The sequence below is a fragment of the Streptomyces sp. NPDC030814 genome, from assembly GCF_055572155.1.
The window spans coordinates 234958-247829 of the sequence record NZ_JBVIDX010000002.1 but is presented as its reverse complement, the minus strand read 5'-3'; the positions used below and the strand labels follow the sequence as shown (position 1 = coordinate 247829).

Below are 12872 nucleotides of genomic sequence, written 5' to 3'. Positions count from 1 at the left end.
AGCGTCACAGCCGCACGAACGCACGAACCATGCTTGCGAGAACGCCATGACATCCCTGACCTGTGTTGCATCTCCGGAAGCTGCCCCGTCCGAGAGCGTATGGCTGCTGGCGACCGCGACAGCGGCCCCCGCCATGGCCCGGCGACACGTCGCTGAGCAACTCCGGAACTGGAACCTGAAGACTCTGATCAGCGATGTCGCCTTGATCGTCTCCGAGCTCGTCACCAATGCGATCACGCACGGGGGCGGTCCCGTTCGGCACTCACTGCGCCTGATGCCCCTTCCGGACCGCACGACGAGCCTTCGGGTCGAGGTCGTCGACAGCGGGCGAGGGTGGGACGGCCCCGCTCCTCACAGCCCATTCGCCGATGCCGAGGAGTGCCATGGTCGAGGGCTCCACCTGGTCGACGCGCTGGCGGCGGAGTGGGGGCACGAGGTGCTGAATGACGGCCACACCGTATGGGCCGACCTCGCCGTCCCCGCAGCGGTGTGAACGAAGACCTGACGGGCTGGTAACTGCTCCTTCGCGGGAGATGCGGATCGGTGCGCGCCACCGTCCTCAGCTGCACCTCGCCGGCGAACGAGACCCTTGCATCGCTGCGCAGAGCACACGCAGCGCGACCTCGCCATGTTGCACCAGGCCCGATCCGCAAAATGACCTCGCGGCGTTTTCGGGCACCCATGGGCCCTCTCCAGTCGGGTCCGTCCCACATCATCGGCGCGCGGTAACCACTCTTGAGGCGCTGATGCCCAGTGCGAATTCCGCATTCGAGTGGCGCGGGGGCGAGCGAGCGTCCACTACTTTGCCGACCAGTCGGCGGGGCCAGACTCGCAGCCAAGTGCCGCGCCAGGGCGGCGGAGGCGCCGTCATGCCCGTCGGTCGGGAAGCTCGATCTCCGCCCAGATGGTCTTGCCCTCGGCACGATGGCGCGTCCCCCAGCGTTGCGCGAACTGGGCGACGAGCAACAGGCCCCGGCCGCCCTCGTCGAAGGTGCGGGCCCGTCGCAGGTGCGGGGCGGTGCTGCTGTTGTCGGACACCTCGCAGATAAGCGTGACCGCGTTGATCAGGCGGAACCGGATGGGCGGTTGCCCGTAGCGGATCGCGTTCGTGACGAGTTCGCTGGCCACCAGTTCGGCGGTGAACGCAACATCGTCCAAGTGCCATGCGGCCAGCCGGGCCAGCACATCCGCACGGGCGCCGGCCACCGCGGTGGGGTCGGACGGCACGTCCCAGGTGGCGACGCGGCTCGTGTCAAGGGCCCGGGTGCGGGCGACGAGCAGGGCGACGTCGTCCTGGGGCTGTGCGGGCAGCAGCGTCTGGATCAGGTCTTCGCAGGTGGCCTCCAGCGATCCGGAGGGCTCCTCGAGGCACCGGCGCAGCAGCGCGAGGCCGCTGCCCAGATCATGCTCCTCGCCCTGGACGAGGCCGTCCGTGTACAGCGCGAGGAGGCTGCCCGGAGGCAGTTCCCACTCGACGGTCTCGAAGGGCAGACCGCCCACGCCCAGTGGAGGGCCGGGAGGAACGTCGGCGAAGTCCACCTTGCCGGCCGGCATGACGACGGCGGGCGGCGGGTGGCCCGCGGTGGCGGCCGTACAACGGCGCGAGACCGGATCGTAGACCACGTACAGGCATGTGGCGACGGGACCGATAGGGAGGTCGAGGTCGGGGTCGCGGCCCGCAGCGGTCTCCTCCTCGGCCGCCACGTGGATGACCAGGTCGTCGAGCTGAGTGAGGAGTTCGTCGGCGGGAACGTCGACATCGGCCAGGGTGCGCACCGCAGTCCGCAGGCGACCCATGGTGGCGGATGCCCGCAGCCCGTGGCCCACCACGTCGCCCACGACGAGGGCGACCCTGGCGCCCGACAGGGGGATCACATCGAACCAGTCGCCACCCAGTCCCGCCCGCGTGCGGGCCGGAAGATAGCGATGAGCCACCTCGACCGCTTCCTGGGCGGCGAGCCGGCGGGGAAGGAGGCTGCGCTGCAGGGCCAGCGCCGTCTCGCGTTCGAGGGTGTAGCGGCGGGCGTTGTCGACGGCCACGGCGGCCCGCGCACCGATCTCCTCCGCCAGGAGCACGTCGTCGTGGGTGAAGGTCTCCTCGCGCCGGTGCCGGGCGAGGACCGCGACGCCGAGGGTGATGCCGCGGGCGCGCAAGGGAATGACCATGACCGAGTGGATTCCGAACGCCCGGACGACTTCCGCCCGTCGGGGATCGGCCTGCTGCCAGTCCTCGTAGTTTTCGTCCACGGTGCGGTGCACCGAGGGTCTGCCGGTCGCCAGGCAGCGGACGGGGGGTGTGTAGTCGGGGTACTCGTCCACGTCTCCGGGCCGGGCCAATGCCTCGGGCACGCCGGGCAGGAGGGACTGTTGCGCCGCTCGGCGCAGGGCCACCGTGCCTGCCGCGGAAGGCGTCGGCTCGACTCCGCGGAACAGGGAGTCCAGCAGGTCGACGGTGACGAAGTCGGCAAGCCGGCCCACCGCCACGTCGGCCATCTCCTGGGCCGTACGCATCACATCCAGGGTGCTGCCCACCTGTGCGCTGACGTCGTTCAGCAACGCGAGCCGCTCCCGGGCCAGGTGTTGCTCAGTGACGTCGAGGGCGGACAGCTCCAGGAGCCGTACCTGCCCTGCCGGACTCCTGAGCGGGGACACGGTGATGGACCAGACCCCCTCTCGGGCTTCCGGCCGGGCTCTGCCACGCACATGGAACTGCTCGGCCTCGCCTGTCATGAACACCTGGCGCATGCCGTCCTCGACCGCATGGCAGATGTGGGGCGGCAGGATGTCGGTGACACGTCGGCCGCGCATCTGCTCCTCGCCCAGGCCGAGCTCCCGTTCGGCGCCGGCGCTCGCCCGTACGGCTCGCAGCTCGAGGTCGTACACCATCACTGGCAGATGGCACTGCGCGAACGCGCCCTCCGCCGTAGCCAGGTCGGGCAGTGGCTGCTCCGGTGGCGTCGCTACGACGAGCTGCTGAGCGTGGCCCTCGCCGTCGAACCACGGATACGCGCGCAGCTGCACCTCCACGTGCCGACCGTCCCGGTGCCGGAGCAGGGTCGTCGTGCTCCGCTCACTGAGGGCCGCGCGAAGACCTCTCACCATGTCCGCGTCCACGCCGAGCAGACGGATGACGGAGCGCCCAATGGCCGCCTGACGCGGGTAGCCGAGCAGGCGCTCGGCCCCCGCACTCCAGCCCGTCACGATCCCCTGGGCGTCGACGACGGCCGTGGCGGAGTCAGCCGGATTCGGAACAGTGCCGGAGCCGTTGTCTAGCGGGGTGGCATCGCGCATGATCATCGCCCGTTCTGCCCCTCGGGACACCTCTCCATGTGGCCCCCGGCACCACTTCTGTCGGCCCCTTACAACACTTCTACCGTTCTTCGCTCGTGATCGCGCGCCAGGGAAGGAAAGTCGCAGCTGAGGGCGGTTGAACCATGGTCCCGACCGGGGTCTGTGGACCGCCGACCGCCTTCCGGCCGCGTTTGCCTGGCGGAGACGGGGGTCGCTGCGGGCGACCAACGGCGAGCGCGTCACCGGCGACCCCAAGACCCGGGCGGGCAGACGCACCGTCCACCTGCCCGACTTCCTGCAGTCCGAGCTCCGCCGCCACCTGCAATGGCTCGCACCTGTGCCCGGACGGCGCGTCGGCCCGTCTTCGGCGCGAGCGGCTCCCGGCATCGGCGCGCTTGCCTGCACACGACCGCCCTCGCCGCCCATGGCAGGCCCACCGCCGGTCCGGGCCCCGACGCCCACGTCAGGTCGCGGGCAGCGATGGCAGGGGCCGGCCGGCGATCTCCTGTGCTTCGGCGTGCGTCATGCCGAACATGCGCAGCAGACGGGTGGCCAGTTGATCGGAAACCTGCTCGGCGTCGAGGTCCGGGCGGGTCTCCAGCAGGTGGAGCACTCCGAGCAGGGCGCCGCCGACCATGGCCACGGCGGTGTGCGGGTCGTCGATGTCCAGCCGTCCGTTGTCGGCGGCGGCCTGCAGGTCTCGCATCGCCCGCGGGGCCAGGCCGCTGTCGGAGGTCAGGTAGGGCATACCGGTGCGGACGAGGATCCTGGCGATCTGCGTGTGGGTGCGCTGCAGCCGGCCGGTCAGACGGACGCTGGCGGCGAAGATCTCCGCGGGGTCCTTGAGGTCTCCCACGAGGGAGTCCATGAGGATGCCGTGTTCCTCCAGGGTGAGGGCGACGGCGGCGTCGAACAGCTCGTCCTTGCTGGTGAAGTGGTTGTAGAAGGAGCCGAATCCGACGTCCGCCGCCTCGGTGATCTCCTGGATGCTCACGTCGGTCCGCCCCTGTTCGGCGAGGAACTGCTGAGCGGCGGCGATCAGCGCGGCCCGGGTACGCGCCTTGCGCCGGTCCAGACGGTTGGGTGCGCGGCTGGGCGTCCGGCTGTTGGCCTTGCCCTGTCGGTCGATACTCATCCATCCACCTTACCCATTGAAATCAGTTCTGATTATTTCATCACCACTGATAGTCATTGACACGATTGTCATCTGGACTGATTCTCTCATCACTGCTGACTGGAGCTGCTCGCGGGAGCGGTCCGGTCGGCGCCTGTCCAGGACTCAGGAGAGCCGATGAGTATCCAGGTCGTCCGTACCACAGACGGCTGGTGGGTGGAGAGCGGCACAGGACGGCTGCACCGCGTCGACACCGACGCGGACACCACCGCCGGCCTGCTCGCCGACCGTTCCGCCGTGCAGCAGGCGGCCGCCCGCGCCGCAGCCGACCCCGACGCCGGGCCTTTCGTCGGAGAGGCCGAGCTGCTGTCGCCCGTCACCACCCCCTGCCGGGTCGTGGCGCAGATGGTCAACTACCGGTCCCACGCGGTGGATTCCGGATTCGACCCGGACACCGTTCCGCCGGCGTTCTTCCGCAAGGCGTCCGGATCCGTCAGCGGGCCCTACCAGGACGTCGTGCGTCCACCGCACGTGCGCTTCCTGGACTACGAGGTGGAGCTCGGGTTGGTGATGGGCGCCGATCTGCCGGTCGGCACCGAGGTCACCGACTCCACCCTGGCGGAGTTCGTCGCCGCGCTGGTCGTCGCGGACGACGTCAGCGCGCGGGACCTGCAGCTGCCCAAGACGCAGTTCTACGAGTCCAAGTCGTACCCCACCTTCACCCCGCTGGGCCCCCGACTGCTCCTGGTCGATGCCGACGATCTGGCCCGCCTGCCGGACCTGCGGCTCACGCTGCAGGTCAACGGGGCCACCCGGCAGGACCGCACCGCCACGGACATGATCGTCCGACCCGCGCGTGCCCTCAGCCTCCTGGCCCGCTTCCAGAACCTGCAGCCCGGTGACGTCCTGCTCACCGGAACGCCCGGCGGCACCGCCCTGAAGTCCCCGGGCAGGCTCCTGACCACGCTCGCCGCCCTGCTGCCCCCGCACAAGCGCTGGCAGAAGTTCTTCGCCCGCCAGCAGGCGAACCCCGACTACCTCGAGGACGGCGACGTCGTCACAGCCCGTATCGCGACCGACGACGGCGTACTCGATCTCGGCGAGCAGCGCACGGTCGTACGCGCTCGCTGAAGGCTCCCGGGACCCCCGCCCGGGACCGGCCGGCCCGGTTCCCCGTACCGGGCCGGCCGCCTGACCCCCGCCCCTCACCCTGCAAAGGCGCACCGGTGACACTCACACCCACCGACCTGCTGTGGCCCGCCCCGGACAGCATCGCGGACCTGTCCGCGATCGAGGCTGTCCCGCTGCATGAGCGCGGCCTGCCCGCCACCACCTACGACACCCTGATGCGCGCCGCCCGCCTGTGGCCGGACCGCCCGGCCCTGACGGTGCTGCCCGATGCCGCGCGCTTCCTGCGCCCCGTCGCCGCGACCTTCGCGCAGCTGCGCGACCAGGTGCACCGCACGGCCAACCTGCTGCGCTCGCTCGGCGTCACCCGCCGCGCGGCCGTGGGTTTGCTCTCGCCGAACACCGCGGAGCTGCCCGGCGCCCTGCTGGCCGCGCAGGCTGCGGGTATTGCCGCCCCGGTGAACCCGGGCCTGGCGTCCGAGCACGTCGAGCAGTTGCTGCGGCGCGGCGGCGCGCGGGTGCTCATCGCCGCCGGCCCGCAGCTGGATCCGCAGGTGTGGGCCACGGCCCGGCAGGTCGCCGCCACCTTGCGGCTGGACGCACTGCTGGCCCTGGCCCCCACCCTGGCCGACGGCCCCGCCCCCGCCCTGGACCCCATCGAGGGCGTACGCGTCGGCTACCTCACGGAGCTCGCCGCGTCCCATCCCGCCGACCGGCTGGTGGACATCGAGCCCCCAGCCGCCGACGACCTGGCCGCCTACTTCCACACCGGCGGCACCACCGGCACCCCCAAGCTCGCCGCGCACACGCACGCCAACGAGGTCGTCGACGCCTGGACGGTGGCCGCGAGCATCCCTCTCGACGAGGACTCGGTGATGTTCGCGGCGCTGCCGTTGTTCCACGTCAACGCCCTGATCGTCACCCTGCTCGGCCCGCTGCTGCGCGGTCGGGGAGTGGTGTGGGCCGGGCCGCTTGGCTACCGCGATCCTGAGCTGTACGGCGTGTTCTGGAAGCTGGTGGAGCACTACCGCATCGCCGCCATGTCCGGCGTGCCCACCGTGTACTCCGTCCTCGCCCAGGTCCCCGTCGACGCGGACATCTCCAGCATGCGGTTCGCCGCCGTCGGCGCCTCCCCGCTGCCGCCCGCCGTACGGGAGTCCTTCGAGGAGCACACCGGCATCCCGCTGTGCGAGGGCTACGGGCTGACCGAGGCGACCTGCGCCTCCGCCCTCGGCCTGCCCGGTCACACCCGGCCCGGCAGCGTCGGGCGGCGCCTGCCCTACCAGCAGGTCAAGGCGGTGCGGATCGACCCGGACACCGGCGAGTGGCACGACCTGCCGCCCGGCGCCACCGGGGTGCTCGCCGTCAGCGGCCCGGTCCTCTTCGCCGGGTACGTCGCCGAGCACACCACCGACGGGCCGCGCCTGGAGAGCGCCGGGAAGATCCGCGACGGCTGGCTGGACACGGGCGACCTGGCCCGCATCGACGCCGACGGCTTCGTCCACCTCGCCGGCCGCGCCAAAGACCTGATCATCCGCGGCGGCCACAACATCGACCCCGCCGCGATCGAGGACGCCCTCCTCGCACACCCCGAGGTCACCGCCGCCGCGGCGGTCGGCCGCCCCGACCCGCACGCCGGCGAGGTGCCCGTCGCCTACGTCACCCTCGCCCCCGGCGCCCGGGCCGATCCCACCGAGCTGCTCACCTGGGCCACCGAACGGGTCCCCGAACGCGCCGCCGCCCCGCGGGAGGTACTCGTGATCGACGCCATCCCGCTCACCGCTGTCGGCAAGCCCTACAAGCTCGGCCTTCGCCTGGACGCCACCCGCCGCGCGGTCCACGCCGAACTGGCCGCCCAGGGCGCGGACTGCGACCCGGAACGCATCCTGTGCCGACCGCACGACGGGGGCGTCCGCGTCACGGTGCCCGCCCCTGCCGACGAGGCGGTACGGCGCAAGGTCACCGCGGCCCTCGACCGGTACGCCCTGCACTGGCAGTACGCCCCCAGCAAGTCACCCGAGAGAGAAGCCCCATGAGCACCACCGCCATCGTCTTCGCCGTCCTCCTGGCCGGGATCTTCCTCCTGCTCGGGTCGGCCAAGCTCGCGGCAGTCCCCGCGATGCGCCAGGCCGCGGCCCACGTCGGCATGACCACCACCCACTACCGCCTGCTGGGTGCCCTGGAGGTGGCGGCAGCGGCCGGTCTGCTGGTCGGCCTGCGGATCACCGCACTCGGTGCCGCAGCATCGGTCGGCCTGGTCCTGCTGATGGCCGGAGCCGTCGTCGTCCACCTGCGCAGCGGCGATCCGGCGGCCCGCTGCCTGCCGGCCGTCGTCGTGGGTGCCTTGGCCGGAGCCCATCTCGTCGTGCTGGCCGGCGGCTAGCAGCGCCGCCGCCTGGGACCCGAGGAGCATCACGATGAGCCGCGTCGGCGTCCGTCGGCATCTGCCGCCCTGAGGCTCCCCGCGATGGCTGGCGTAGCACCGCCTTGGCCCGTCGAGGCCCTGTGCGGCCTCTGAATCGACACCACTGTTTCCGGCAATCCCTGCCGCGCTGTCCGGGCTGCCGACGTCCGCCCGCAGCGACCGGGCGCCTCTCGCAACCGACCAGCGTTTCGCATCCGCACTCGCCGCCGCTCGCTCAACCGCGAACGGGACCGGCGCCCCGCCTCGGATCAATCGACCGGGGAAACGCCCTTGGCGCTCTTCCCCGCCGCTCCTGAGCCGTCCCCACCCCATGGCCCGAGCCGTGACACCCCATGGCCCCGAGCCGTGACACCCCATGGAGTACCCATGAACGACATCGACGTCCCCGTCCTCGTCGTCGGCGGAGGCGGTGCGGGGCACCGCCTCCATGCTCCTCAGCCGCATGGGCATCGAGTCCCTGCTGGTCACCGCCTGGCCGAGCACCTCCGTCCTGCCCAAGGCCCACGTCCTGAACCAGCGCGCCATGGAGGTCATGCGCGACGCAGGCGTGGCCGAGACCATCTACGCCGCCTCCACCCCGGCCGAGCAGCTGGCTGGAGGACCCCGACGGCCATCGCGTGGCCCTGGCCCGCCTGGTCCGACCCGGCCGCCTGCTGCTGATCGCCGGAGAGGACGGCCAGGCTTGGTGCGAGGCCGCCGAGAAGATCGCCGCCGAGAGCGGGCTGCCGCTGGACGCCATCCGGATCGGCCACCTCGACGGCGACTACCGCGACCTGCGCTCCACCTGGACCGCCGCCCGCGGCCACACAGCGCAAGGCGCCGTCCTCGTGCGCCCGGACCGCTTCATCGGCTGGCGCGCCCACGGCGCGGCCACCGACCCGGTCGCCGCACTCACCACCGCACTGGACTGCCTCCTCGCCCGGTAGGAACCGCTCACCTGCCGTGCCACCCGGCCTGCCGATCACCGCCGCGGTCGGCGCGCCGGACCCCAACACTCACCCTGACCCTCACCCCCGCCTCGCCTCCGGGGCACCGCGGCACCCACCCCACCCCGCCACAGGGCCTGGAGGCCACAGGAAGGAATCCGCCGTGAACGACCCGACACCCACCCCCGTCGTCCCCACCGCCGACGCCCATCAAGGTCTGCACAGCGAGCAGGGCGCCCTGCGCGGGGAGCACCCCGGCCGCGCCGCCCAGCCCGTCATCAAGGTGGTCGACCTGGCCTGGCTGGAGTTCACCAAGCCCGACCTGGATCGCGCCGAGACCTTCGCCCACGACTTCGGGTTCACCACCGCCGCCCGAACCGACGACACCCTCTATCTACGCGGCGCCCTGGCCGGACCGCACTGCCTGGTGATCCGCCGCGGCCCCGCCTCCCGGTTCATCGGCCCCGCCTTCCAGGCCGCCGACGCCGCCGACCTCGCCCGCCTCGCCCGCGCCACCGGCCACACGGTCCGGCCCCTCACCGAGTACGGCGGCGGCCGCGCCGTGGACCTGCTGGACCCCTCCGGCATCCCGGTCCGCGTCGTACACGGCGTCACCGAGCAGCCCGCGCGACCGCTGCAACAACCCCTCGTCCTCAACACGGGCACCACCACCGCGGCCGCACGCATCAACGCCACCCAGCGCCCGCCCCGCACGCCCTCCCAGGTACAGCGCCTGGGCCACGTGGTGCTCTCCACCCGGGTCTTCCGACGCGCCCTGGACTGGTACCTGCAACACCTCGGCCTGATCGTCAGCGACTTCCTCTACCTGGACGGCCAACGCGACCGCGGCCCCACCATGGCCTTCATCCGCTGCGACCGCGGAAGTGAACCCGCTGACCACCACACCCTGGCCATGCACCTCGGCCCCGACACGGGCTATGTCCACTCCGCCTACCAGGTCGCCGACCTCGACGCACTCGCCACGGGCGGCGCGTACCTGCGCGAGCGCGGCTACCACCACTCCTGGGGCATCGGCCGGCACATCCAGGGCAGCCAGATCTTCGACTACTGGCGCGACCCCGACCGCTTCATGCTGGAGCACTTCACCGACGGCGACGTCTTCGACAACACTCTCGAACCCGGCTGGGCCGCCATGTCCGCCTCCGGCCTCGCCCAGTGGGGCCCGCCAGCCACCCGCGACTTCCTCGGCACCACCCCCTCGCCCGGGGCGCTCCTCCAAGCTGTCTCCGCACTGCGCGAGGACAACGAAATCGACCGCGCCCGCCTGCTGGGCCTGATGAAAGCCCTGAGCAAGTGAGCGCCGCCGCCACGGAACATGTACCCGTCGTGGTCATCGGCGGCGGACCCACCGGGTTGACCGCCGCCACCCTCCTCGCCCGCCACGGCGTGCCCGCCCTGGTCCTGGAGCGCCACCGCGCCCCGTATCCGCTGCCGCGCGCCGTCCACCTGGACGACGAGGTGCACCGCATCCTCCAGGCCATCGGCATCCACGAGACGTTCGGCACGATCTCCCGTCCCGCCCGCGGCATGCGGCTGCTGGACGGCACCCACCGGGTGCTGGCCGAGTTCCGCCGCGACAACCCGTCCGGCCGCTACGGCTTTCCCGAAGCCAACATGTTCGACCAGCCCGAACTCGAACAACTGATGCGGGACAACCTCCGGAATCACCCGCTGGTCACGCTGCGCGGAGGCATGGAGGTCACCGCCGTGAGCTCGCCCCCGCACGGCGCTGCTCCGGTGCCGGTGACTTTCCGGGACGAGGACACCGGCATCACCCGCACGATCCTGGCCGACGCGGTCCTGGGCTGCGACGGCGCCAACAGCCTCATCCGCGCCTCCATCGGCTCCCGGATGCAGGACCTCGCCGCCGCCCAGCAGTGGCTGGTCGTCGACGTCCGCTGCCGCCTGCCGCTGTCCGCCTGGGACGGCGTCCACCAGATCTGCGACCCGCAACGGGCGGCCACCTACATGCGCATCGGCGAGGACCGCTACCGCTGGGAGTTCCGCCTGCGCACCGGCGAGCAGCCGGAGGAACTCACAGACCGCGCGCGTCTGCTCGCCCTGATCGCCCCCTGGACGCCCGGCATCCCCGAGACGGAACTGCACGTCCTGCGCACCGCCACCTACACCTTCCGCGCCCAGGTCGCCGACCGCTGGCGCACCGGCCACATCTTCCTGCTCGGTGACGCCGCCCACCTCACCCCGCCCTTCATCGGGCAGGGGATGGGCGCGGGGATGCGTGACGCCCACAACCTCGCCTGGAAGCTCGCCCGCGTCCTCACCGGCCGCGCGAGCGAGGCTCTGCTCGACACCTACCAGGCCGAACGCCACCGGCACGCACGGCAGTTGATCCGCACCGCCGTGGCCGTCGGCGCTGTCATGACCGGCGGAGGAACGGGCACCGCACTGGCCCGCAACGCCGTCCTGCCGGCCCTCTCCCGCCTGCCGGGCGCCTCGGATCTCGTCCTGTCCGCCGTCAGCCCGCCGCTGAGACCGGGCCCTCTGGCCGGCTCCCGCCGCCGGGGCCACCCTCGACCCGGGACGCTGTGCCCCCAACCGCTGCTCCCCGACGCCGACGGCGCCCCGCGCCCGCTGGACGACCTGCTCGGCGAGGGCTTCGCGGTCCTGGCCACGGCGCCGCTCAGCCCGGCCCTGCACGCGTTGGTACGAGCGCTGGACGCCCACGTCATCCACCTCCACGCCCCCGGCCGACGACAGCCCGGCACGGGCGGCACCGACCATTGCGCCGAAGCCGATCCGGGCACAAGCGCCCTGGTCCGCTGGATGGGCACCGCGGGCGCCGTCCTGCTCCGCCCAGACCGGGTCGTCCTCGCCACCGCGGCCCGACCCCGGCGCCCCGGCCCCCCGTGTGGGGACGACCTCGCAGCCGCGGCAGCGGCCTGGTCACCCGTGTTGTGCAGCAGCGGCAGTACGGCCGAAGTCACCCCAACCGTGGCCACGCAGCCACCGTGACGGTGGCTGAGCCCGCATCGCGGAGGAACTCCCCGTCCCCGACGGATACCAGGGTGCCTATGTCGCCGTCCAGACCGGCATCGAACAGAAGGCTCTCACCGTCTGGTCCTCGTGCTTTGTCCGACCTGGCCAGCGCCGGTCCGATACTCGTTTGAACTTCAACGACACGTGAGGGAATTTTCATGACGCCCCCGCGCCTCCGACACGCGACACAGGACCGGGGCAGGGTGACGATGGAGGTGAACTGATCCGACCACACTATTCCTGGGAGGAGCAGGCACCCTGACATCCCCCTCCGAATCTCCAGGCGCCCGCCCGCGTGGCACCGAGCCACAAAACAGCTCCGCCACCGAAGTCCTCGACGCCTTGGCGAACATGGGGTGGCAGATCCTGCTCACCATGGGCCTGGCCACCATCGGTCACACGCCGTCAGGCTGCGAGTCGAAGCCGGCCGCCGCGCTCCCGGCGCAACCCCCGAGCGGCGGCCTCTGTTCCGCTCTCAGCCGCATCCCCAGCACTGACCGCAGGCCGCCTCACGTCATCATCGATGCGCCTGTCGACGGCGCTCCGTCGTCACCGCTTGTGACTCCGTGGGGTCTTCTCGACAGCTCACGGCTGCTGCCTGCGCCACGGAGCAGCCATGCGACAGGCGACAGGGTGACGGCGACCCGCTGTTCGCGGGCGTGGGCCCGGCGCAGTTCCTGATTCAGACGGTGCAGCTCTCCGGCCCGCGCATACGGCTCGGCGACCATGCCCTGCGCCCGCTCGGTCGGCTCCTCGCCGAGCGGGCGTGCCCGGGAGGAGTGGACGAAGGCCGTGACGTCCGCTACCTGTTGGATGATCCACTCCACGCTACCGTCTGGTCCGCAAATGGGGGTGTGGATCACGGACCACCATCGCTCCTCGAACGCGCGCGGCCGGTTGGGGACGGGAAGGTCGTACCGAAAGCAAGCTCTGCCGGTGTATCACTCAAGAACCGGCAAGAAATTGGCAG

At 71.8% G+C, this 12872-nt stretch carries 10 protein-coding genes and 1 pseudogene; 8 read left to right on the top strand and 3 right to left on the bottom strand.

The annotated features are described in order from the left end of the window. Window positions 1–46 precede the first annotated feature (46 nt). Complete coding sequence (locus ACZ43N_RS04530; RefSeq protein ID WP_468094897.1) at window positions 47–493, top strand: ATP-binding protein; 447 nt, start codon at window positions 47–49, stop codon at window positions 491–493. 374 nt (window positions 494–867) lie between these two features. Here ACZ43N_RS04530 and ACZ43N_RS04525 read toward each other — a convergent pair whose 3' ends face one another. Then, window positions 868–3297, bottom strand: a complete 2430-nt coding sequence (locus ACZ43N_RS04525) for a SpoIIE family protein phosphatase (RefSeq protein ID WP_468094896.1) — start codon at window positions 3295–3297, stop codon at window positions 868–870. Window positions 3298–3754: 457 nt separating this feature from the next. Next, a complete protein-coding gene (locus ACZ43N_RS04520) occupies window positions 3755–4426 on the bottom strand; it encodes a TetR/AcrR family transcriptional regulator (protein ID WP_468094895.1) in 672 nt (223 codons plus the stop codon). Between the two features lie 156 nt (window positions 4427–4582). Between ACZ43N_RS04520 and ACZ43N_RS04515 the strand changes: the two genes are divergently transcribed. The 7 genes and pseudogenes from ACZ43N_RS04515 to mhpA all read left to right on the top strand — a co-directional run bounded on the left by ACZ43N_RS04515 (window position 4583) and on the right by mhpA (window position 11878). Next, complete coding sequence (locus ACZ43N_RS04515) at window positions 4583–5536, top strand: fumarylacetoacetate hydrolase family protein (protein ID WP_468094893.1); 954 nt, start codon at window positions 4583–4585, stop codon at window positions 5534–5536. Between the two features lie 95 nt (window positions 5537–5631). Then, window positions 5632–7569 carry an acyl-CoA synthetase gene (locus ACZ43N_RS04510; protein WP_468094891.1) on the top strand — a complete coding sequence of 646 codons (1938 nt, stop codon included), beginning with the start codon at window positions 5632–5634 and terminating at the stop codon, window positions 7567–7569. Next, window positions 7566–7916, top strand: coding sequence for a DoxX family protein (locus tag ACZ43N_RS04505; RefSeq protein WP_468094889.1), 351 nt, complete (start codon window positions 7566–7568; stop codon window positions 7914–7916). Before ACZ43N_RS04510 ends, ACZ43N_RS04505 begins: the two co-directional genes overlap by 4 nt. 469 nt (window positions 7917–8385) lie before the next feature. After that, window positions 8386–8484 (top strand): annotated as a pseudogene (locus tag ACZ43N_RS04500) (FAD-dependent monooxygenase); the annotation flags it as partial. A 67-nt stretch (window positions 8485–8551) separates the two neighbouring features. After that, the gene (locus tag ACZ43N_RS04495) at window positions 8552–8884 is read left to right on the top strand and encodes an aromatic-ring hydroxylase C-terminal domain-containing protein (protein ID WP_468095506.1); all 333 of its coding nucleotides are present in this window, start codon (window positions 8552–8554) and stop codon (window positions 8882–8884) included. A 163-nt stretch (window positions 8885–9047) separates the two neighbouring features. Further along, the gene (locus ACZ43N_RS04490) at window positions 9048–10202 is read left to right on the top strand and encodes a VOC family protein (protein WP_468094888.1); all 1155 of its coding nucleotides are present in this window, start codon (window positions 9048–9050) and stop codon (window positions 10200–10202) included. Further along, window positions 10199–11878 carry a bifunctional 3-(3-hydroxy-phenyl)propionate/3-hydroxycinnamic acid hydroxylase MhpA gene (gene mhpA / locus ACZ43N_RS04485; RefSeq protein ID WP_468094887.1) on the top strand — a complete coding sequence of 560 codons (1680 nt, stop codon included), beginning with the start codon at window positions 10199–10201 and terminating at the stop codon, window positions 11876–11878. The genes ACZ43N_RS04490 and mhpA overlap by 4 nt, the downstream gene beginning before the upstream one ends. Before the next feature lie 533 nt (window positions 11879–12411). On the opposite strand, the gene ACZ43N_RS04480 is transcribed toward mhpA, so the two are convergent. Next, the gene (locus ACZ43N_RS04480) at window positions 12412–12729 is read right to left on the bottom strand and encodes a hypothetical protein (protein ID WP_468094886.1); all 318 of its coding nucleotides are present in this window, start codon (window positions 12727–12729) and stop codon (window positions 12412–12414) included. Window positions 12730–12872: the final 143 nt, after the last annotated feature.